Source organism: Cohnella sp. LGH, assembly GCF_017671885.1.
GTDB lineage: Bacteria > Bacillota > Bacilli > Paenibacillales > Paenibacillaceae > Cohnella > Cohnella phaseoli.
This window is the reverse complement of record NZ_CP072117.1, coordinates 2306472-2329041: the sequence shown is the minus strand read 5'-3', so window position 1 is coordinate 2329041 and position 22570 is coordinate 2306472. Positions and strand designations below refer to the sequence as shown.

Sequence of the window (22570 nt, the reverse complement as noted above, 5' to 3'; positions counted from 1 at the left end):
CCCTTCCCCTCCTTTCTAACTGCTGAATTTATAAGGGCTGTTCCATAAACCATTCAAGTTGCTCTACAAGATAATCGATGGTAAGAGTAATAGGCGTACGGTCTGTACCCCCCGATGCGAGATTCCCCACAAAGCGACCAAAATCAAGAGTTGTATGTCATTAAAGCGTCATCGATCATCTCAAGCAACTATGCTTATGGGACAGCCCCATTCTCAGTTCTTATCTATTGTCTTGATGCGTGCCACTCGTTCACTTCTTCCGTAATCTTGTCGCCGCCCAGCTTGGTCCAATCGGCAACAAACTTGTCGAACTCGTCGATCGATGCAGCACCGATAATAATCTTAGTGAAAACCTCTTGCTCCTTCGTCTTCAACAAATCGCCCCGCTCGGCCATCGTCGGTGTTGCAACTCCGTAAAACTCATCGAAATGATATCTGTTCTGCTGGGAATACTCGTACATTTTCTCGAAGGCCCCGCCTTTGCCCGCAATATCGACCTGGTACCAGAACGTCGTATCTCCGGCTTCGAATTTCTTGACCTGGTCGTAGCGGTTTTTCAGGTCGCCGCTCCATTCGATCGCCGAGGTGTCTCCCGTGTCCAGCGCTTTGCCTAAATGCTGACCGCCTTGGACGTATAGATCCTGGATAAAGATCGTGAACGGATTGATCGCCCACGCTTCGTTGCCCATGTCCTTCAGCTCTTTGCCGAAGCTGTAGACAGCGCGCGGATCTCCATCCGCCGGCTTCCCTCCCAGCAGCGCATCTACCCATTGGTTCAGCACCTTGATTACGGCTTCCGGATGCTCCGCATTTTTGTTGACGACATAGTACGAAGCGACTGAAGCCGACACCTGCGACATTGCGGGATCGCCATCAATGGACGGAATCGTATATACGCCCCACTCCTGGGTTACCTTGCCGTCCTTGACCACCGCATCCTGCATCGCCGCGCTGTACCAGAACGCGCCGAACAGCATACCTACGCGGTCGTTGGAGACCTGCTCCAGCATTTTCGCATTGTCATTGACCGCAACCTCCGGATCGATCTGCCCGGCTTTGTACATATCCTGGAGCTGCTTAAGCGCCGTCTTCACCTCAGGCTGGGTACTGCCATAGACAAGCTTGCCCGAGCTGTCCTTCACCCATTGCCCCGGATAGGCATGGTAGCCGTTAAGGAAGCCGATCGGCGAACCGATCTGATCCTTGTCCAATCCCAGTCCGAACGCTTTGCCTTTGCCGCCCGTATTTCTCGATGCGAACGCCTCGGAAATTTGCAGCAAGTCCTGCATCGTCTTAGGCTCCGGCAGATTCATTTCCTGCAGCCAGTCCTGACGCACCCAGACGAATGACGCAGCGTTAAATGGACTGTTCGTCTGGGGGATCGCCATCAGCTTGCCGTCGAACGTAGCGGATTGCATCTGCTTGCCGCCGTCGGACACGACCAGCTTTTTCGTCTCTTCGCTGGCATATTGCTCGAATACTTCCGTCAGATCCATCACCATATCGGATTCGACCAGACGCGGCAAATCCTCAGCCGACACCTTGAAGAAATCCGGCAGATCGTTGGCGGCAATACTGATTTTCAGCTTGGAATCATACTCCTTGGTGTCGACAACCCAATTGTTCTTGAGCGTAATGCCCAAGTCTTGTTCGTAAGCGTCGTAGATCGCGTTCTTGTCCATCGTCTGTCCTTCGGTGAACAAGGCCGTATCGTTTGCTCTAACCGTCGTAAGCTTGATCGGCGGATCGTATTTGCCGGTCGCAGCCGCGCTATCCGATGGCTGTGACGATGTCGTCGCCGTTGCCTGAGGTGATGCGGAGCCCTCTGTCTGCGCATTATTCTTGGCACTGCTGCACGCCGCAGACGCAAGCAGCAAAGCTGCCGCGCAAGAAAGCGCTAACCCTTTTTTCATCGTGAAGCTCATTTGTCTGCCCCCTCATTATGTTGAATTGGTTTGCCTGAATTCACTATACCGTCCAGGCAAACGGGCAACCACAGGCATTCCTCAACTTTTATATGCATTTGTAAACTTCTGCATCGGTAGCGGCCGCCGTTTGACTTGACGATTCGCTTGGGAACTCTATATGATAGGTTCTACTTAAGCTGGCGGGAGGCTGTGTTCGTGAAAATGTCGATTTTTACGAGGCTGTCGTTGACGTTTTTGAGCGTATTGCTGCCGTTCTACGGGCTGACAATGCTGCTGAATAAGCAGGGCTCGGACAGCATTCGCAGCGAAATTACTCGTTCCGTGAGCAGTCGCGATCAGTTTTATATGCAAAATCTCGAGCAGGAAATTAAGCGCCTTTCGCAAATTTTTTATGAACTATTGGTCGATAACGACCCGATGCTCATAGGGGTTTCCCATGATTTTAGCGATCCGGACCTTCTCGATAAGGTGAAGGTTTTACAGAAAAGGTTGCAAATGGTCAAAGCGTCCAGTCTGTTCGTGGAAAAACCGATGATCTATTTCCCTTCAATGGACAGAGTCATTACGCCAAACGGCTTGACCGACGAGGACAAGCTGCAAAATCCGGACGAAATCGACAAATTATCCAGAAGCGTAGACCCCAACCGGATCGTGCAATTACAGGACGGCCGCTTCTATCTGAGCTTGCGCTATCCGATGTCCACTTCTTTGGATCGGCCGCCTCTGTTTGTCGTGATGTTCGAGCTGTCCGCCGCCCAGTTGAAAAACAGCCTGCAAAATATCGTGAACCCGCAGCAGGGAGATTTTCTGCTTATCCATACAGAGGAGCACTGGGCGCTCTCCAGCTCCCGAGACGAGCAAACGGTGCAAAGTCTCAAGTCGCTCGCCGCCGGCAAAACGAACCGATCCGGCGCCGGGTCGGTCAAGCTGGGCAACACAACCTATTGGGAATCCTATGTCGCCTCCGATACTCTGCAGCTCTCCCTGTTTGTTTTTATACCGGACGAGAAAGTGCTGGGGGAATTAAAAAGCTACGAAAAATGGGTATGGGTCATTCTGGCCGTCTCGATCGCCGTCATTCTGCTGCTTGCTCTGGCGCTGTATCGCCTTATTCATAACCCGATGCGACGGCTCGTTTCCGCTTTTCGCATCGTGCAGCAAGGCCGGTTCGTGCCGATTGCGGAGACGGAGGCCAAGGACGAATTTCGCTATTTGTTCGAGGGCTTTAACCGTATGGTCTCTCAACTGAACGTTTTGATTCATGAGGTGTACGAGAAGGAGATTAGCACGCAGAGGTCGGAGCTTAAGCGGCTTCAGGCACAGATCAACCCGCACTTTCTGTATAATTGCTTTTTTATCATGGGCGGCTTGATAACAGACAAGGAGTATGGCAAAGCGTTCGGCTTCGTTAATTATTTGCGCGACTACTATCGCTTCATCACCAAAAATGCCGAGGATCTCATTCCCCTTCAAGAAGAAATGCGTCATGCGCGAACCTATGTAGATATTCAAACGGTCTGTTACGGGGATCGCATCGACGTCGAGATGGAACCGCTTCCTGAATTTCTCAACGCTATCCCCGTCCCCCGCCTAATCGTACAGCCAATTATCGAGAACGCCTATAAATATGCACTTGTCCGCCATAGCGAGCGCGGAGAACTATGGCTTCACCACAAGGTTGAAAACGGCTGTCTAACCATTCTAGTCGAGGACAACGGACAAAGCCTGGACGATGCCGCAATCGCCGCTTTGTCTGAGCAGCTTGACACGACAGAGATCAAGGGGGAGGAACCTACAGGCCTGATTAACGTTCATCGCCGTTTGCGGCTGATGTACGGCTCGGACAGCGGTCTGACACTGTGCCGATCGCAGCTTGGCGGGTTATGCGTGATGATTTCAATTAAACAACGTGATGAGACGGAGGATGCGCATGTACCGAATGATGGTGGTGGATGATCTGCCCTATATTGTCGATCGAATGGAGCGGTTGATCGGCGAGCAGGAGCAGTTGAAGCTGGAGATGTACAAAGCGTATTCGGCCTTCGAGGCGTTGGACACGCTCAAGCGGATCAAAATCGACATCGTGCTGACCGATATTAAGATGCCCGGAATGGAAGGAATCGAGCTGCTTCACGAAATCCGCAAATACTGGCCGCGCTGCAAGGTAATCTTCCTCACCAGCTACGATGAGTTCCATTATGCCAAGAGCGCGATTTCCGGCGGCGGCTTCGACTTCATCCTGAAATTCGAGCAGGATGAGGCGATTATTAATGCCATTCATAGGGCGGTCGCCGCGCTTAACGACGAATATGCCGCAATGAAGCAGCTTCACGAAGCGCAGATGCAGAAACGGCAGTTGATCCCGTTGCTTCAGGAGCAATATTTGCACAATATGCTGTACGGCAAAGCGGATGTTCGCAACACCAACGAGCAGTTCCGTGAGCTTGGCATTCCATTGCGGAGCGAGCTGCCCATGTATGTGCTTGTCGGCAAAGTCGACGACTGGGCGTCAATTACGGATACGTCCGAACGCAAGCTGCTGCTCTATGCCGCACGGAACGTGATTGAAGAGCTGCTGAATGTCTCCGTCATTCTAGTATCCGCGACAGTCGAACAATCCAAGCTGGTCTGCCTGCTTCAGCCCAAAGAAATCCTGACCGCGGAACGCGAGCAGCAGCCGGACCAGGAGATATGGGCCCGAACGTTCATCTTCGTGTTCGAAACCGTAATGACCATCCAAGCCACTTGCCGCGATCTGTTTAAGCTATCGTTCTCCTTCGCGCTGGGCGAGAAGCCGGTGCCGGCCGGCCGGCTGACGGAGCTGTTCGACCGGCTGCTCTCCCTGTTCCTAAGCCGGCTTGGCGCGGGCAATGAGCTGCGGCTGACGGATCGTATGCTTGCCGATTTGGACAATCCGTCAGCCGCAGCGGCGGCGCAGTATAAACTGCAAGGCTTTGTCATTAAAAAAATCGAGCTGCTTGGCCGCTATCTGAAGAGCGGAGCAAAAACGGAATTCGATCAGTTATTTGCAGAGATTATGACCGACATGATCAGACACTCCGACTCCGGCTTTCTGAAGCTGGAGGTCCATCACAACTTGGCTTCCGTATTTCTGTCCTATCTTCGCCTTCATCCTCCGACGCCTTCTTTGTTGGCCCAGGTGAACGTGGACAAGCTGACGAAGGCGAATCCCGATCTATCCTGGGAGGAAATGAAGCTTATCTTCGCGTCTATGTCTGAACGTATCTTTGAGTCCAAAGCGGCCGAGGCCAAGGACGAGGGCAAAGAAAATCTAATCCACTGGCTTAACGATTATATCGAGCAGCATATTTCCGAGGATTTGTCGCTGACTCGGCTGGCCGAAGTCGTCCATTTGAACCCGGTATATTTGTCCCGCCTGTACGTTCAGGCGACAGGAGTTGGAATTTCCGACTTTGTGAATATGTGCCGCCTAAACAAGTCGAAAGAGCTGCTCAAAAGCAGTCACCACAAAATATACGAAATCGCCGGAATGGTAGGTTACGACTCGGCTTTGTCGTTCATTCGTTTTTTCAAAAAGCAGATGAACATGACGCCGCAGGAATACCGCAATCTATGATCCGTCCGAGTATCGCCGCCAGCCGGTTCCTCCAGGCGCGGGACAGCTTTTGTCTTTGAGCTTGGCGGCGATTCTGACGAAGCATCCGCACAACGCGCACGTATGCCCTCCAACCAGCTTCGAGCAATCGCGGCACAGGCTTAACCGCTCTTGATAGACATCGTCCGGAACGCAGACACCGCTATCGGAACGGAACAGCGGCGTGGCCAACATCTTGTCTATTCGTTCCTCGGATACCCGGTAGTCGTCCCGGCAGCCCTTGCACAGCGGATCGCCGACCATCGCCGTCCTCATTGACGCGAAGTCAGTTCCAGAACAGCGACAGACATCGGTGGCAGATTAGCCGCCAGTCGATTAGCTGCAACGGTGAAGTCGGTAAATGTAGCCGGCGCAACCCGATCGGGGCTGTCGAACGTATTGTGACTGTCCGTCTGCTCCGAGGCGAGAATCGAGCCATTCACCAGAATAACCTCTTCTGCCCAGCCTCTCAGCTCAATTGCAACGGTTGCGCTCGATTGATGATCCAAGTTGCACAGACTCAAGTGGATACGGCCCTCGGCGTCTCGCGAAGCGGATGCGGAAATTTGCGGCAAAGCTTCGCGGCCGCTTCCGATCTGATCAACAGCCTCGTGCAGGTCCAGCAATTCCGCATCCTGGTGAACCTTAAACAAGTCGAAAACATGATAGGTCGGCGTCAGAAGCATGCGCTCTCCTTCCGTGAGCACGACGGACTGCAGTACGTTGACGAGCTGCGCGATATTCGCCATGCGTACGCGGTCGCTGTGACGATGAAAGACGTGCAGCGTGATTCCGGCGACAAGCGCGTCTCGTATCGTATTCTGTTGATACAGGAAGCCCGGATTCGTGCCCGGCTCGACATCGTACCACGTCCCCCACTCGTCCACGATCAGACCGATGCGCTTGTCCGGATCATACTGATCCATAATCGCGGAGTGCCTGGTGATCAGTTCTTCCATATGCAGAGCCTTACGCAACGTGATCGTCCATTCGGATTCGGGAAAACCGGTGGCGGAGCCTTTCTCCGACCAGGAGCCCGGAATCGTATAATAATGCAGGGTGATGGCATCCATAAAACGATGGGCTTGCTTCATCAGCGTTTCCATCCACGGATAGTCGGCATCGCTCGGTCCACAAGCGATTTTATGAATCCGATTGTCCCCGTAGCTGCGGACATAGGTTTGGAAGCGACGATAGAGATCAGCATAATATTCCGGGCGCATGTTGCCGCCGCAGCCCCAGTTCTCGTTGCCGACGCCGAAATATTTCACCTGCCACGGCTGCTCCCGTCCGTTGCCCTTGCGCCACTCAGCCATCGGCGATACGCCGTCGAACGTCAAATACTCGACCCATTCGGACATTTCCTGAACGGTGCCGCTGCCTACGTTGCCGTTAATGTAAGGCTCGCATTCGAGCAGCTCGCAAAGCCTCATGAACTCATGCGTGCCGAAATGGTTGTTTTCCACGACGCCGCCCCAGTGTGTGTTAAGCATGCGCTTGCGGCTTTCTCTCGGACCGACTCCGTCCTTCCAATGATATTCGTCCGCAAAGCAGCCTCCCGGCCATCTTAGAACCGGGATTTGGAGCTGCTTCAATGCCTGCAGTACGTCATTGCGAATACCGTCGGTATTCGGAATCGGAGAATCCTCCCCAACCCAGAGCCCCTCGTAAATACATCGTCCGAGATGCTCGGAGAAATGTCCGTAAATGTTGCGGTTGATCGTGCCCTTCGCTCGGTCTGCGTGAATGACAATTCGGTTGGCCATCTTAAATCCTCCCTTAGAATTAATATTTTAATTAATCAAATCATAATTACATTAATCATATTTCCATAATAAAAGCGGATTGCTAAAATCGCAACCTTTTTTCCGAGATCTTGCAACCGCCGGCAAGATTATCGCGCTGCATGTCGAATTCATATCAACTAAGCTGAGATTGGATAGAGTGGGGGCTTTAAGTTGCAAATTTCATTAATTGCCGCTATGGACAGAAACAGGGTCATTGGAAAAGAGAACGATATTCCGTGGAGAATTCCTAACGATTGGAAGTTTGTAAGGAAGACGACTGAGGGGCGTCCTATCATTTTAGGACGAAAAAACTTCGAATCCATAGGCAGAATCTTGCCTGGGCGTCGCAATATTATTTTGTCAAGAGATACCGGGCTGACCATTGAAGGTTGTGAAATCGCGCATTCGATTCAAGATGTATTCGATCTATGCGCAAACGAAGCCGAGATTTTCATTTTTGGCGGCGAGCAGATTTACAAGATGTTCATGCCTTACGTCAGCAAGATGTACATAACAAAAATCCATCATGAGTTTGAAGGAGACACCTTCTTCCCTGAACTGGATCGCAACGAATGGAAGGAAATATCGGTTGAAAGAGGCATTCAAGACGAGCGAAATCCGTACGTTTACTATTTTCATGTTTATGAAAGAGTACGGTAGAGGGGCTAATTCGTCTACATCGGAGACATGACCCGCTTCGTTTCCAATTGAATGGAAGTTAGTCGAGGGGAGTGGTAATTATCTAGAAGCTCCATGGGTCATGTGATTAGTCCGGAGACTGCCTCATACGCCCCTGAAATCACCTTGTCACGGGTTTACCATTAAGATTTCAGGAGCGTATTCCAACTTTAATTGATAATCAAGATGACTTTTCCGTTCACGAAGCCTACCGTATCGAAATTATAGTAGACCCACGTTTCAACTTTCTTCCCGGACGCGGTCGTAATGCTGGTTCCCGCCGGGCGGCCCCATGCCATTTTCACCTGATCCTTGTTCATCCCGAGCGTCACTTTACCCGCTTTAATCTGATTCCATGTCGCCGTAGACCACTTGTATTTCTTCTTCGGATCATAATTGAAGAGATAATCCTCGTTTGTAAACAATTCCTTGACGAATACGGAAGACATCGGATAACCTTTCAGCGTTTTGCCCGCCGCATTCTTGAACTGGACGACGAAATCTCCCGACGATTGCGGAACGACATCGACGACCGTTACTTTGGAGAAGCGATCCCAGCCTTCAAAATAATTAACCCAGTAGCTTTTGCCGATAAAACCGGCCAAGCTGCCTTGCATCGCTTTCTTGACGAGACCTGCCGTCTCGATGGATACGACCGTCATCCTGGCATCGGCGCCGAAGGAGATTTCAGCCGACTTCCATTTGTTATCCCATTTAACCTTTGCGCCAACAGCCGCTTTCAGCAAGGAGTCGGGAATATACGTCTCCCCTTTTTCCGAGAACGGCGCTGCAGGAAGCGCAATCGTTTCGCCGTTCAGCTTGGCGTTCTTGTCCCCCGGCTTGAAGGAAAAGGCGGTATCGCCGATTTTCGCTTCCATCGCTCCGCTTGCGGAGGACACCGTTCCTCCCAGCGCTTTCACGACGGCCTTCACCGGAACGAATACGTTGCCGGCAACGAGCTTGGCATACGTGAGATTGTTCGGCAGGCTGGCGGAAACCTTCATCGTTTTTTCCATGCCGCCGGTCGTCACAGTAACTTGAGCCTCGCCTACCCCAAGCACCTGCAGCTTTCCGTCTGAACTCAAACGCAGTAAGTGCGGCTTGTCCACCTTAACGTTCGTTTTGTTCGGCTCCACCTTGATCTTGGCGCCGTTGGAATACGTCTCCTGAATGCCTAGCTTCAGCGTATCTCCGACGAGAGGCTTAAGCTCGGATAGGGAGACATCCACCGCTTCGACCTCCGGCCCTTCAAACGGAACGATATCTCCGTTGTTGAACAGGACCCAGCTTCCGTCTTCACGTTGCGCGTAAAACTGTTTCGAATCCGCGTAATGCACCGTTCTCGCGATGGCTGTCAGGCCGGAAACTTGATGATCCAGCTTCCAACGTCCCTGATAGTCGCCCGTTTGCCATACGGTTCCGTCCTTGAGGGTAACGAGCAGTACTTGCGTCGGTGTGCCGGGCGTGTATGCAATATGTTTGACGCCTTGCGCCACCGTAATCGGAAGGATTGTGCCGTTGTCGTCGAAATTCGTCGACTCGTAAACGACGACTTCTCCCGAATCGAAGAGCAGAGCCACCTTGCCAGCCATCGCGACCATAGAGGCAACGGCTGTCGGATTGGCGATCGTTCCAAGCTTAAGGTTCTTGCCTTGGGCATAGTGATCTTTAAGCAGCAAGTCCCCGTTTTGCTGCAGCATGGCGAAACTGGCACGCGTTAAGCCTTCGGAATCGTCGTTTCCATAAGCAATATGCAGTACCCGCTCGATTCCTTTTAGCTGCTCATAGTTCCCCCATACCGTTCCGTCGCTCCTTAGCCAGTAGCCGCCGGCTATCTCTTTGATGGCGGATGGATCCGGCGCGAGCAGCGGTTCGGAGTCATCGTAATACTCCATTAATCTCCCGGCTTTTGAAATTCCCAGGCCGCGTTCCGAAATCGTCGCAAGATCCGAGGAAAAACGGAATTTCTTAAAACCGTAAAGAGTTGTCCATAATGTTCCATCGTCCATTAGCATCGTATCTTTGCCGATAATCTCCACAATTTTCGGAGTTGCGCCAGCCGCGTCCGCATAGCGGGCGTTAGGCTCTAAAGCTGCGCTAGCTCCCGATACGAGCGCTATTGCGAGCAAAATCTGTAAAAGCTTCCTCATTGCTTGACCTCTTTCCGCATGATATGCATTCGACTCTCTCAACTAATATACCAAAATTCTCCTCTGAATTCTCAGCGGAATTGAAGCGGCTACAGCCTCAGCATCGTATCCAGCATCACCTTTCGGCCGCTGCTTGCGCTCTCCAAAGCTGCCAGCACCATCGCCATACTATACCGATTATCCCGGCAATCCGTTTCCGCCGGCCGGCTCTCTTCCAGCGCAAGGAACATCTCGTCGAGACAGCCATCATGCCCGGTCGTCCGCCTCTCGAACGCGCTCATTTCCGGATCGATCCGAATACAGTCCTTGATGAATTGGCCTTCTTCCTGTCCCGGCGCTACGACTTCCGCATAAGGCGGGTTATGGCCGTCCCAGATTGCCGTGCCCCGGTCCCCAACAATTCGCCACTCCGCCTCCCATGACGTCGGCGCTCCTTCGGCGCACCACGAGCCTCGATAGTTAAACACCGAGCCGTCCGACATTTCGAAAATGCAGATCGCCGCCGCGTTCCCCGCGTACCATGAGCCTTTAGGGTTAAACTCGTGACAGTACACGGAAACCGGAACGGTCCCCGTAATCAATCTTGCTTGGTCAAATGTATGAATCGCCATATCGAGCAGCAGAGGGCTTGCCATTGCGTCTCTGAATCCGCCGAAATGCGCGCCGATAAAGAAATCCGCGCCTATGAACCCCACGTTGCCGATCTGCCCGGAAGCGACCATCTGTCTCAGCGTGCGAATACGAGGATCGTATCTGCGATTTTGCATCACCGCATGCATGCGTCCCGTTTCCTCGGCGATCCGGACAATCTCGTTGCAGTGCTCCATCGTTTCGGCCAGCGGCTTCTCGCTAAAGACGTTGCAGCCTAAGCTCATAGCGGATTTGCTTATGTGAAAATGACTGGAAGGGATCGTGACATCAAAAACCAGATTAGCTCCCGTATGCTCGATAGCGCTCTGCAGATCGGAGAAGACGCCGCACTTCAGCCCTTTCCTCTCCCTCATTTTCTCCGCAAACTCAAGCTGAATATCGATCAAGGCCACGATCTCCGTATCCGGTCTCTTCATCGCATAATCGATCCATACGTTGGACATTCCCCCGCACCCTGCGACAACAACTTTATATTTTGAAGCCATGAACAAATGCCTCCTTATTTTGAGGATTTACGTCTGAAAATCTGATGCAGCTCCTGTTTGTAGATCACTCTTATATTGCTATAATGGATAGAGCATAGGCTCATTATACCGTTTGTTTTAGGTTACAACCTTTCTTATCTTGTGCAATAATCGCAGTATTTTGGGGAGTTGAGCTTACAATGGCCTACCCGCAGGAATTACGGGAAATGACCCATATCGCCGACAAGGATTATCCGATTCATTTCTTTTTCAACGACTGCGGCCATGCGAAAACAGACGATTGCATCCTCTTTCTACACTGGCACGAGCACTTTGAAATCATTGTCATGCAGCAAGGCTCCGGCATTTTCCATATTAACAGTCAACCTTACGAGGCTGGACCCGGCGACGTGTTGTTCGTGCCTGCCGGAGGTCTGCATACCGGCTTCAGTACTTGCGAGGGACATATCGCCTATATCTCGATCGTGTTCAACGCCTCGCTTTTTCACCATTGGGTTCAGGATACAATTCACGCTCGTTATGTCCTTCCTTATTTGGAGGGCCGCGCCTCCTTGCCGGTTAAGCCCGCGGCAATCGAAGCTTCGTGCGCGAAATACTATTCTCTGCTGGATCAAGCCGCTGCAGAGTTCGTCGCCAAGCAATCCGGTTATCAGACGATCATCGTCTCTCAGCTTCATATGCTGCTGACCTATCTTGCTAGAATCTTTTTCCCGCAGCAGCAGCTGGATCGATTGGGCCGCAGGCCCGTTCATAATAGCGAAAGCTTCAAGACTCTTATCCAATCAATCGAAAACCAATTATCGGAGAGGCACACGGTCGACAAAGCCGCCAAACAGTTGAACTTGAATCCTTATCATTTCTGCAAGCTGTTCAAAAGGCTGACTGGACGCACATTCATCGAGTATGTCAATCTCTGCCGAGTCAACGAAGCCGAGCGGCTGCTTCTGAGGACGGAGCTGTCCGTTACAGAGATTGCCGGTCGGATCGGCTGCGACAACCCGAACTATTTCACCAAGCTTTTTAAACAGTACAAAGGGATAGCTCCTTCCCGGTTTCGCAAGAAGGAGCTTGTTCGGTGAGCGCGACGATGATCAGACTGAGGGAAGGGATAAGCGGGCTGCGGCCCTCCGAGCCCCTTGCTTTCTTCCGAGCAAGTATCCGAGCAGGTCGTTTCTGCTGTATTTGACAACCTTTTGCGCACAGGGGTATGATTCTTCACATGACTAATAAGCAAGAACCGTCTTATCTTGCCTAACAAATGGAGAACTCTACTTTGAACATGCATACGACCGATTTGAGGAGCCGCGCCGCTGCGACGCCGTCCCGCTCAACATTTATTCTACTAATTTCAACAATTCTTCTAGCCGCCGCCAACATGAGGGCGGCTATTACTTCTGTGCCCCCTTTAGCGACAATGATTCGCGAAAGTACAGGATTGTCTACGAGCGCGATGGGCTGGCTGACGACGATCCCGCTCATCGGGTTCGCAATCTTCTCTCCGCTCGCCCCTGCCTTTGCTCGTAAATTCGGCATTGAGCGCACGCTTGCCGCCAGCTTACTGATCATGACAGTCGGAATCGCGATTCGCGGCGCCGCTTCAGTCCCGATGCTGTTCGTCGGAACGATCGGCATCGGCATTGCCATCGCCGTATGCAACGTCCTGCTGCCCAGTATCGTGAAGATAAATTTCACCAATTCCATCGGGCTGATGACGGGCTTATACAGTATGACAATGGGGCTTGTGGGTGCAATTTCCGCCGCCACAAGCGTTCCGCTCGCTCAGAGAGCAGGTCTCGGCTGGAGCAACACATTGCTTGTGTGGGGCTCTGTGTCCATGCTCGGCTTCTGCGCATGGCTGATTCAAGCGCGAGCCGCCAGAACTCGCGCCAACGTCGGCACAGCCGAATCCGGCCATCGCCGCACGAACGTATGGACCTCCGGCTTCGCTTGGCAAATTACGTTGTTTATGGGCCTGCAATCGTTCAACTTCTACATTGCCGTCGCTTGGCTTCCCGATATGCTCATCAGCAAAGGATTTACTTCCGAGCATGCCGGCTACATGCTGTCGCTGATGCAAATTATGGGAATCCCGGTTAACCTGTTGATTCCGATTATCGCCGAGAGAATGAAGGATCAGCGGCTAGCGATCGTTGCGGCGGGACTGGTCTCGATTACCGGCTATATCGGGCTGTTCTCCAATGAAGCGGCATCGCTCACAGCAGCCGTTGTCCTCATGGGCCTCGGACAAGGCGCTTCGATCAGTCTGTTGTTTATGCTGTTTGCATTGCGAACGAAACATGCGGCGGACGCCGCCGCCTTGTCCGGTATGGCTCAATCGATGGGCTATGTACTAGCCGCCCTCGGCCCGATCGGGCTTGGCCTGCTGCATGACGCAACGGGATCTTGGAAGTGGCCGATCGCCGTTATGGTAACGATAGGCTGCGCCATGACGATATTCGGCATGGCATCCGGGCGCAAGCGATATGTGGAGTGATCTGCTGCGTAGTCGAAATGCTATGCAAAAAAAGCGACACCGTCCGAATGTATTCGGAACGTGTGCCGCTTTTTTTTGCGCCGATCGCTAGGGCGTGTATGAAAACCCGCTCAGGGGTATCTTTATCTTTCACCGCCTTTTCACTCCGAGCGCAGCCTGGTCAACTCAGTTCTTCGTTTGAGCTAGAAGCTCCCTAATAACAGGCTCTAACGACGTCGCCATTCGCAGAAATCCTAGATCTGTCGGGTGCACGCCGTCTACCGTGCATTCTTCCGCCCCCTCGCCGAGCAGATTCGACCCGTCCACAAAGTGGACATTAACGTCCCCCCGCTGGCGCAGCCGCATGACCGTCTCTTCCTGGACTTTTTTTCTCCCCTCGTGCAGTATCCGCATCTCTTCGTAATAGCGATCCCCCGCAAACCGGATTTTGGATACGACCACAATCGGCACGTCGGGATGGCGTTCGCGATAAATAGGTATAAATTGCGGCAAAGTCGTGGAAATATCTTCGATCGTTCCCGAATTTGCTTCATAATCGAGAATAAGCATGGCCGGATTTGGAATCTCGGCAATCGTCCGGGCAACCTCCGGCTCGCCCTTGCCGTTCCCGGAAAAACCGAGGTTCATAAACTCCAACGGAATTGAGCGGCTCAGAATATTCGAATACGCCATTCCAGGGCGGGTCGCACAGCCGCCTTGTGTAATTGACGTGCCGTAGATAACGATGGGCTTGTCGTCGGCATAGCTTGGAGCGGAACCGATTGCCGCATCGGGCTCCACGCCGATCCACACTTCCTCCACGCCCTGGTACAGAGGAAAATTCAAAGTCACGCAAAACTCTCTTTTTTCGCCCCAATTGTATAGCTCCGCTTCATATTCGGTGCTGGCCGGGTCAAAGCGCGCCGTGCTGAGATAATGCTGATCTCCCGGCTCGCCCAAGTAGCAATCGAATCCGCTCTGCCCTGTCGCCGGCATATGATACATATCGCTAGGCCCTCTCAGCTTCGCTCTAAGCGACAATCTGGAAGAATTCGTGCGGAACCGGATTTGCCCGCCTGCCGTGCAGTTCGCCAGTTCGTCAACGGCATGAGGCAGCGACAGCGTTGGGGACGTTGGCAATCGCCGATATCTTTTGTCTTGACCAAGCCACGCAAACCCTGCAATGTGAAACGGCTTCTCAAGCGGCGATAGCCACTGCAACGAATCATGAACGGTTGGTTTGATAGTCATGTTCTCATCCAGACGGATGACATCGATTCTTTTGGAATTATTCGTCATAGCTCGGAGATTCTCCTTTTGGTAGCAACTTGGTCCGCGTCGCAGCCTTGGCCTTCAGCCAGGTGCCGCGCCCTGAGGTAGCTGATCGAACTCGCCCCTATTTTGCGCTTCCTCCGCCGTCAACGCAAGCGTTTTTTCTCCTAACGAGTACCTTGTCCGGAACATAGCGATAAAACTCCATAAACGCCGAACAAACCGCCTTCTCGGCGGTTTGCTTTACAAGTCCGTATCGTGTGATGTTGCGTACCCTACAGCTCCGCCGTCATTCCTCCGTCGGCAACCAAGGTTGTTCCTGTCATAAAAGAGTTTTCCGGGCTTGCGGCGAACAGGACGACGGAGGCAATCTCTTCCGGCTGGCCGACGCGGCCGATCGGCTGCGACTGATCCCACTGCTTCATAATTTCGTCCCGGGGCGTATCCAGGTTCTTCACGCTGCTCTCCAGCATCGGCGTTCGGACGGCTCCCGGCAGCACCGCGTTCACGCGAATATTATTCTTCGCGTAATCGAGCGCGATGGCCCGAGTCAGCCCGACGATCCCCGCTTTCGAAGCGGAGTAAGCGGAATAGCCGTCCAGCGTTGCCAACGCATGAACGGAGCTGACGTTCACGATTGCGCCGCCGCCCTGCTCCAGCATATAAGGAATGACCCCGCGGCAAAACAGGAACACGGACGTCAGATTATTCGTAATCACGCGGTTCCATTCGGTCAGACTCATATCCGTAAGCCTCACCTGCGGACAGACCGCCGCGTTGTTCACCATCACATCGATTCGCCCGAAAGCGCGATACGTATCCCCAATGACCCTTGTAACGTCTTCTTCGGAGGACACATCCGCCGCCATAGCGACAGCGCGCCCGCCGGCATTCGCAATCTCGTCGGCGACGTCTTGTACTTTGCTATGCGTACGCCCAACCGCGACAACGGCGGCGCCTGCGCTTGCAAATCGCTGCGCGACGGAGCGTCCGATCCCGCCTCCGGCTCCCGTCACGATCACAACTTTATTTTCCCAGGTCATCGCAGCACCTCATCGATTGTTAGTCTCATTCCGCCGCAAACGTATTGCGAAGAGTTCCGATGCCTTCTACCGTCGCTTCCACAACATCTCCATGCTTTAGCCACACCTGCGGTTTTTTGCCCATTCCGACTCCCGGTGGCGTGCCTGTGCTAATAATATCGCCTGGACGTAGCGTAATCGTGTTGGACAGAAAAGAAACCAGATACGGAATATCGAAGATCAGTTCCTTCGTATTGGAATTCTGCATCGTCTCCCCGTTCAGCGTAAGCGAGATGCCGAGATTGCCCGGATTATCGATCTCGTCGGCAGTAACAATCCAAGGCCCCGTCGGTGCGAAGCCGTCAATCGCTTTGCCCCGAGTCCACTGCGGTTCAATCAGTTGGATGTCCCGCGCGCTTATGTCGTTCAGAACGGTGTAGCCGAACACATAATCCATCGCGTTTTCAAGCGGTACCTTCTTGGCCGTTTTGCCGATCACGACCGCCAGCTCCACTTCATAATCGCATTGGGTAACTTCGCTTGGAATCACCACTTCATCGTCTTGCCCGATCAAACAATTGTTGTACTTAGGAAACAGCACCGGAACCTTCGGAACCTGCATATTGGACTCGATGACATGATCGTGATAGTTAAGCCCGATACAAATGATTTTCTCCGGATCGGTCAAGGGAGACAGCAGCTTCACTTCATCCAGACGATAAGCGGCTCCCTCTTCTAGCGAGCGAATATTAGCCGTTTGAATGACGTCCCGCATCGTTCCTGCAACGTTTAAGGCAACGACTTCCTTATCTCCTTTTACGACGCCGACTTGAAGCTTCCTTTCCTGATCCTCTCGTTGATAAAATTGCACAAGCTTCATATTTACAAGGCCTCTCCTTTCAGAGTTAAAAAGATTTTGGCAATTTTGCCGGGACCGCCGATCAGCTTCTCGAACGCGGATGCGCCGTCGCCTAGCGGCGTCGTCTCCGCCCATGGCAGCAGATTCGTTCGGCCTTGTCCGATCCAGAGCAGCGCCGTTTCGAAGTCCTCCTGAGAATAGGCGAATGCCCCCTTCACCGTCGTTTCACTTCGAATCATATCATTAATTGGCAGCGTGCTGTCCGCCTCATGCAAGCCCGTAAAAACAACCTTGCCGCCGGCCCGAACGGCCGCAAGACTAAGCTGTCTCGTCGCCTGCGCCCCGACGGCATCGATCGCTGCATCGAAACCGCTTCGGCTCTCTTCCGGAAGCTCGTTCAAGCTCGCAGCCGTTATTCCGCCCAGCTCCTTGGCGATTTCAAGCCTTGCTTCATTCAAATCTACGATAACGGCATCCTGTACGCCGTACACTTTCGCCGCCTGAAGCGCAAACAAGCCGATCGGCCCCGCGCCGTAGATCAGAAGGCGATCCGTCGGCACCAGCTGCAGCAGACGACAGACGTGGATCGCGCATGCGAACGGCTCGGCAAGCGCGCCTTCTTCGAACGAATTATTTTCCTTAAGGCGATAGACGTTGCGAGCCGGGACGGCGACGAATTGCGCGAACGCTCCCGGACGGTGGGCGCCCAGCAATTGGCGGCTGCCGCATAGCTGGGATGCGCCGTTCCGGCAATACCGGCAAGTCCCGCAGGTAACGAGCGGGTTGGCCGTTACCCGATCCCCCGTCTTGAAGCCGCTGACCTGCTCGCCGACTTGTTCGATCACTCCGGAAAACTCATGGCCCATAATCAACGGAGGCTTGCGGAGGGAGTTATGACCAAGATAGCCGCCAAGCTCGGAGCCGCAAATTCCCGCCCGCTTCACCCGGATCAGAACCTCGTCCGGCTTCAGCTCCGGAACGGGAACCTCTCGTACGTTCATCTCTCTAGGTCCTTCATAGACCAGTGCCTTCATACTCATCTCAAGCGCTCCTCTCACTGCACCGGCTCCCGTTTCTCCCATCCTTGCTTAAAGAGCGACAGCCAATGACCCGGATGATACGGATATTTGGCCGCTTCCTCCAGGTTGATCTCGACACCAAGGCCTGGACGCTCCGGAGGCTGCAAGTATCCGTTCTCGACTTTGAACGGCGGCGTGAAGATATCCTGAGCCCAAGAATGATTAAAGTCGTCGAAAATCTCATGAATGAAGAAATTAGGCGTCGCCATATTCAAATGAGAGCAGACGATGGAGCAGATCGGGCCTTGCGCGCTGTGCGGCGCCGTTACCCCGTTATGCGCATGAACCATTCCGCAAATTTGCTTGGAGGCGGTGAGCCCCAGGAACTGAGGTTCCAACTGAATGATATGCACCGCATCGTGCTTCAGCAGTTCGGCGAATTGCTCGCGATTGTAATAATCCTCTCCGCACGCGATCGGCACCGCACTGCGCTTCGCCACTTCGACGACCGAGGAGACCCGATAAGGCGGAACCGGCGCTTCGAAGCAGGTCGGCTGATAGGGAGCCATCGATTCGGCGAACTGCAAAGCCGTATGAACGCTGAAACGATTATGCCCTTCGATCAGAATATCCACGTCCGGCCCTACCGCTTCCCGAACGGCGGCAATATTGCGGATCGCGCTTGCAAAGTCGGCCCTCTCCATCGTTCGCCAAGCCGCGCCGAACGGGTCGAACTTCAATGCCGTATATCCCTTATCCACGACTTCCTTCGCCTGCGTATAGAAGCTTTCTTCATCCGAGCCGCCTCTGTACCAGCCGTTGGCATAGCAGCGCAGCTTATCGTGACATCTGCCGCCAAGCAGCTTATAGATCGGCTGCCCCGTGGCCTTGCCCATAATATCCCAACAGGCCGTCTCAACTGCAGCAAGCGCCGAGCCCTGTACTTGGCCTCCGTCGGAATAAACGTCGCGAATCATTCTAAGCGAAATCGTCTCCACGTCGAAAGGGTCCATCCCAATTACGAGATGCTTCAGCTCGTGAATAGCCGTCTCGACCGTTTTCGCGAGTCCGTTTAACGTTCCTTCTCCCAAGCCGCTGATCCCTTCGTCCGTATCCACCTGAACGAACAGCCAGTTTTTCCACGGGTTTCCGACAATATAGGTGCGCACATCCGTAATTTTCATGCAGACTAACCTCCTCACCAAGATGAGTTAAAGTTAGCACGAGCAAATGAGATGCTCAAGATGTCTCACTTGTATACATCAAAGCATGACCTGTTTAACGAACTCGATGTGATTGCGCACTAATTGTTCGCTTAACGCCGGATCGCCGCCCGCGAGCGCATCCCTGATCTGTTTGTGCTCATCCAAGCTGCTCCACAGCCGATCCTTGTTCTTGTAAAATGTCGTCCTTACGGCGATCAAAAACTTATCCTGCATCCGCGAAACGGCGTCCGAATATTCTTCATTCGCCATTCCGGCAACAATCGCTTCGTGAAACTGCCGATCCAACTCCACATAACCGATAATATCCTCGCGATTAATCGCTTCGGTCTGCTTATGCAGGTTCTCGTCGAGAATCTCGAAAAACAGCTTGTCCATCTTGCCGGTAAGGCGGCCGGCCGCAAACGTCTCAAGCGCCAATCTCAGCTCGTAAATATCCAAAATATGCTTTAGGGAAATCTCCTGAACGACAAAGCCCTGATTGGGGATCAACTTGACCAGCCCCATCATCTCAAGCCGGTCCAACGCCGAGCGAATCGGGGTTTTGCTCATCTGCAGCTGTTCGCTGAGGCGCTTCTCCGACAGGAACGTCCCTCCGCCCCATTCTCCCTGAACGATCCGGCTCTTAATCCGTTGAAAAGCCGAGTCTCTTAGCGTTATTCCGCTCATAGACATGTTTGGCAACTTCCTTTCCGCCGATTCTTGTTCTATGATTATCATACTCGATATTTCGAATTAATCGAGAAGGAAGGTACGAATAATGGCCGGTCCATCCTTGCGCGAGCAGGCATATACGCAAATTCTCGCTATGATCGTGAACGGAGAAATCCCGAAAGGCGCAGTCACCTCCGAAATCCAGCTCAGCCAGAAGCTCGACATGAGCCGAACGCCGATCAGGGCGGCGCTTCAGCAGCTGGAACTGGAAGGATTCGTCCGAATCGCCTCCAAGCACGGCGTTATCATTCTGGATTCTTCGTCCCAGAGAGTCGGGGATTTGCTCGATCTTATCGCTTCTCTGGCGCTATTTTGCGTCAGCGATGCGTTTATATCCCGGGAAACGGAATTGCGTCGACTAGCTCGGGAGAAGGAGGAAGCCTATCAATCGCTAAGAAGCGCCGACCCAACTGAACCGCATGCGCTTATCGCTTTTGAGTACGAGCTATTGTTGAGCTCCCTCCGATTAAGCAACAACAACGAAATGGAAAAAATCATGCAGTCCTCTATGGCGCGATTGTTCTGGAATCAAAATACGGCACGCTGGCGAGCGCCTCACACCATCCACACAAACGTAAAAGTCGAGTCCCTCATTCGCTCTCTCGGCCTAGATTTCGATTCCTTTCGTTTTGCTTTACTCGAGTATTTTCGTTGTCTTAAGATGACCTGGCATTGAAGGCTTCTTTATTGCGTCCGACTTCTTCCAATGAACAAGCCTAGAATCAACGTGGCCAACGAGAGGATCGCACTGACCGCGAAAGCATCCTGGAGGCCCGCGACGATTCCTGCCGAGGCTTCGGCCGGAGAATCGGGAGCGCCGAAGGCTTTCAGGTACGCATTCGTCCCGGAAGACATCACTCCGATGAACAGAGCGGTGCCAACAGCTCCGGCCACTTGCTGAAACGTGTTAAGGATCGATGTTCCGTGAGAATACAGATGTCGGGGGAGTTCATTCAACCCCGTCGTCTGTACCGGCATCAGGGCCATTGAGAACCCCGTAAGCAGCATCGTATGGAAGAGAACGACCATTCCTACTTCCGTCGAGCTTTCGATTCCAGCGAACAACCAGGCGGCCAGCGTCATCAACGCAAGACCCGGCAGCGCCAAAACCCTCGGCCCGAACTTGTCGAACAGCTTGCCCGATATGGGCGCCATGACGCCGTTCAGAATGCCGCCCGGCAGCAAAGCCAATCCCGAATGGAACGCGGTCATCGACAGCACGGTTTGAAGATAAATCGGAAGCAGGATCATATAAGCGAACATCAACATCATCATCAGAAAGATGAGCAGCATGGCGATAGAAAACCGGGAGTACTTAAACACCTTCAATTCAAGCAAAGGAGCCCTTACGATAAGTTGGCGCCTGGCAAACAGGATTATCGCTGCGCCTCCGACGACGAGGGTACAGATCGTCCCCGGATCCGACCACGAGCCTCCTCCCGCCCGATTGAACCCGTATACGATACCTCCGAACCCGGCCGAGGAAAGCAGGATGGACACAACGTCCACCCTCGGCTTCGTGCGCTCGGACACGTTTTTCAAGTAAATCCCCGCAGTGAGAATAGAAAGACCGGCCAACGGAACGACCATATAAAACAACCAGCGCCAAGACAGCGAATCCACGATCAGTCCTGACAAGGTCGGCCCGATCGCCGGGGCGAACATGATGACGAGCCCGATCAGGCCCATCGCCCCGCCCCTTTTTTCCGGAGGAAAAAGGTACAGGATCGTCGTCATCAATACCGGCAGCATAAGACCCGTTCCCAAGGCCTGGACAATCCGGCCGGCCAACAGCATTCCGAACCAGGGAGCAACGGCGCAGACGATCGTTCCCGATAAAAAGAGAGCCATGGCCGACAAAAACAGCTGCCTCGTCGTAAACCACTGCTGCAGCAACGCTGTGACGGGAACCAGGATGCCGATGACAAGCAAATATCCGGTGGACAGCCATTGGACCGTCGAGGACGAGACGCCGAACTCTCCCATCAATTGCGGATAAGCGATATTCAATAGAGTTTCATTCAAGATAGAGACGAATGCGCCGACCAATAACGCGGCAAGCATCGGTCCCCTCTTCGGCGATCCCTTCCCGCCGAAACGTTCCGTATTCATCGATTTCCTCCCCCAACATAATTCCCTAAATTTTCCATATACCGTGGCCACCCGTATACATCCATTAATTATAAAGATGCTTCAAGGAATGTATATCGGATCAGCTCAGGGAGGGAATGCTGGAGGAGTTCGTATCGAAGGAGAGCTCTGCAAGTTTTCTATTCGTCGAGCGAAGGAGCATGGGCGACGCAGCAAGGATTTGCCAACGCCCCCCTAATCTTCTTCATCATATACCATGCCGTTTGATAATTGATGTCCAATTCGTTCGAGATGAGCGCTGTGGACACCTGCCGATCTTGCACAGCCGAGTAAATCGCCGCGAACCAAATCGTCATGTCGATGTGCGACTTCTCGAAGATAGTCCCTACGGTAAGCGAAGTCTGGTTTCCGCAATGCTTGCATTCATATAGGGGATGGTTGCGCGTCGTGATCGTATAGCAGGAATCGTGGGAGCATCTGGAGCAACGGTATCCCTCTGGCCACTTCATCCGGTAGAGATACCGATAGCACGATTCTTCCGTCAGAAAATGCTTTCGATATTGCGACAAGGACATCATCGGCTCGGCCGCCATCGAATGTTC

19 protein-coding genes are annotated in these 22570 nt (G+C 53.0%); 6 read left to right on the top strand and 13 right to left on the bottom strand.

From position 1 onward, the window contains the following. Nucleotides 1-224 precede the first annotated feature (224 nt). A complete protein-coding gene (locus tag J4772_RS09350) occupies nucleotides 225-1925 on the bottom strand; it encodes a type 2 periplasmic-binding domain-containing protein (protein WP_209075018.1) in 1701 nt (566 codons plus the stop codon). Between the two features lie 204 nt (nucleotides 1926-2129). On the opposite strand from J4772_RS09350, the gene J4772_RS09345 reads away from it, so the two are divergent. Beyond that, complete coding sequence (locus J4772_RS09345; protein WP_247741181.1) at nucleotides 2130-3884, top strand: sensor histidine kinase; 1755 nt, start codon at nucleotides 2130-2132, stop codon at nucleotides 3882-3884. After that, a complete protein-coding gene (locus J4772_RS09340; RefSeq protein ID WP_209075016.1) occupies nucleotides 3859-5526 on the top strand; it encodes a response regulator transcription factor in 1668 nt (555 codons plus the stop codon). The genes J4772_RS09345 and J4772_RS09340 overlap by 26 nt, the downstream gene beginning before the upstream one ends. Here J4772_RS09340 and J4772_RS09335 read toward each other — a convergent pair. Together J4772_RS09335 and J4772_RS09330 are read right to left on the bottom strand one after the other, a co-directional pair. After that, nucleotides 5521-5808, bottom strand: a complete 288-nt coding sequence (locus tag J4772_RS09335; protein WP_209075015.1) for a DUF6171 family protein — start codon at nucleotides 5806-5808, stop codon at nucleotides 5521-5523. The two genes, J4772_RS09340 and J4772_RS09335, sit on opposite strands and share 6 nt — an antisense overlap. An 8-nt stretch (nucleotides 5809-5816) precedes the next feature. Further along, nucleotides 5817-7310 (bottom strand): alpha-N-arabinofuranosidase, encoded by a 1494-nt coding sequence (locus J4772_RS09330; RefSeq protein WP_209075014.1) that lies wholly within the window; start codon nucleotides 7308-7310, stop codon nucleotides 5817-5819. Between the two features lie 192 nt (nucleotides 7311-7502). Between J4772_RS09330 and J4772_RS09325 the strand changes: the two genes are divergently transcribed. Next, nucleotides 7503-7991, top strand: a complete 489-nt coding sequence (locus tag J4772_RS09325) for a dihydrofolate reductase (RefSeq protein ID WP_209075013.1) — start codon at nucleotides 7503-7505, stop codon at nucleotides 7989-7991. 188 nt (nucleotides 7992-8179) lie between these two features. On the opposite strand, the gene J4772_RS09320 is transcribed toward J4772_RS09325, so the two are convergent. Further along, nucleotides 8180-10159, bottom strand: a complete 1980-nt coding sequence (locus J4772_RS09320; RefSeq protein ID WP_209075012.1) for a copper amine oxidase N-terminal domain-containing protein — start codon at nucleotides 10157-10159, stop codon at nucleotides 8180-8182. Between the two features lie 89 nt (nucleotides 10160-10248). Continuing rightward, nucleotides 10249-11295: a Gfo/Idh/MocA family protein gene (locus J4772_RS09315; RefSeq protein ID WP_209075011.1), complete on the bottom strand. Its 1047-nt coding sequence runs from the start codon at nucleotides 11293-11295 to the stop codon at nucleotides 10249-10251. 179 nt (nucleotides 11296-11474) lie between these two features. Here J4772_RS09315 and J4772_RS09310 point away from each other — a divergent pair, with 179 nt between their 5' ends. Both J4772_RS09310 and J4772_RS09305 read left to right on the top strand, forming a co-directional pair. Then, the gene (locus J4772_RS09310) at nucleotides 11475-12374 is read left to right on the top strand and encodes a helix-turn-helix transcriptional regulator (protein ID WP_209075010.1); all 900 of its coding nucleotides are present in this window, start codon (nucleotides 11475-11477) and stop codon (nucleotides 12372-12374) included. 200 nt (nucleotides 12375-12574) lie between these two features. After that, complete coding sequence (locus J4772_RS09305) at nucleotides 12575-13789, top strand: CynX/NimT family MFS transporter (RefSeq protein ID WP_209077065.1); 1215 nt, start codon at nucleotides 12575-12577, stop codon at nucleotides 13787-13789. 165 nt (nucleotides 13790-13954) lie between these two features. Here J4772_RS09305 and J4772_RS09300 read toward each other — a convergent pair whose 3' ends face one another. The 6 genes from J4772_RS09300 to J4772_RS09275 all read right to left on the bottom strand — a co-directional run bounded on the left by J4772_RS09300 (nucleotide 13955) and on the right by J4772_RS09275 (nucleotide 19838). Continuing rightward, nucleotides 13955-15067: an SGNH/GDSL hydrolase family protein gene (locus J4772_RS09300; protein ID WP_209075009.1), complete on the bottom strand. Its 1113-nt coding sequence runs from the start codon at nucleotides 15065-15067 to the stop codon at nucleotides 13955-13957. A gap of 248 nt (nucleotides 15068-15315) precedes the next feature. Next, nucleotides 15316-16083, bottom strand: coding sequence for an SDR family NAD(P)-dependent oxidoreductase (locus tag J4772_RS09295; RefSeq protein ID WP_209075008.1), 768 nt, complete (start codon nucleotides 16081-16083; stop codon nucleotides 15316-15318). 25 nt (nucleotides 16084-16108) lie between these two features. Further along, entirely contained in the window at nucleotides 16109-16942 is an 834-nt protein-coding gene (locus tag J4772_RS09290; RefSeq protein WP_209075007.1) for a fumarylacetoacetate hydrolase family protein, read from the bottom strand. Nucleotides 16943-16944: 2 nt separating this feature from the next. Next, nucleotides 16945-17961: a galactitol-1-phosphate 5-dehydrogenase gene (locus J4772_RS09285; protein ID WP_247741058.1), complete on the bottom strand. Its 1017-nt coding sequence runs from the start codon at nucleotides 17959-17961 to the stop codon at nucleotides 16945-16947. 14 nt (nucleotides 17962-17975) lie between these two features. Next, nucleotides 17976-19124: a mandelate racemase/muconate lactonizing enzyme family protein gene (locus J4772_RS09280; RefSeq protein ID WP_209075006.1), complete on the bottom strand. Its 1149-nt coding sequence runs from the start codon at nucleotides 19122-19124 to the stop codon at nucleotides 17976-17978. 78 nt (nucleotides 19125-19202) lie between these two features. After that, a complete protein-coding gene (locus J4772_RS09275) occupies nucleotides 19203-19838 on the bottom strand; it encodes a GntR family transcriptional regulator (RefSeq protein WP_209075005.1) in 636 nt (211 codons plus the stop codon). An 85-nt stretch (nucleotides 19839-19923) separates the two neighbouring features. Here J4772_RS09275 and J4772_RS09270 point away from each other — a divergent pair, with 85 nt between their 5' ends. After that, nucleotides 19924-20553, top strand: coding sequence for a GntR family transcriptional regulator (locus tag J4772_RS09270; RefSeq protein WP_209075004.1), 630 nt, complete (start codon nucleotides 19924-19926; stop codon nucleotides 20551-20553). 8 nt (nucleotides 20554-20561) lie between these two features. Here J4772_RS09270 and J4772_RS09265 read toward each other — a convergent pair whose 3' ends face one another. Together J4772_RS09265 and J4772_RS09260 are read right to left on the bottom strand one after the other, a co-directional pair. Next, the gene (locus J4772_RS09265) at nucleotides 20562-21989 is read right to left on the bottom strand and encodes a DHA2 family efflux MFS transporter permease subunit (protein ID WP_209075003.1); all 1428 of its coding nucleotides are present in this window, start codon (nucleotides 21987-21989) and stop codon (nucleotides 20562-20564) included. A 158-nt stretch (nucleotides 21990-22147) separates the two neighbouring features. Continuing rightward, nucleotides 22148-22561 carry a transposase gene (locus J4772_RS09260; RefSeq protein WP_209075002.1) on the bottom strand — a complete coding sequence of 138 codons (414 nt, stop codon included), beginning with the start codon at nucleotides 22559-22561 and terminating at the stop codon, nucleotides 22148-22150. Nucleotides 22562-22570 lie beyond the last annotated feature (9 nt).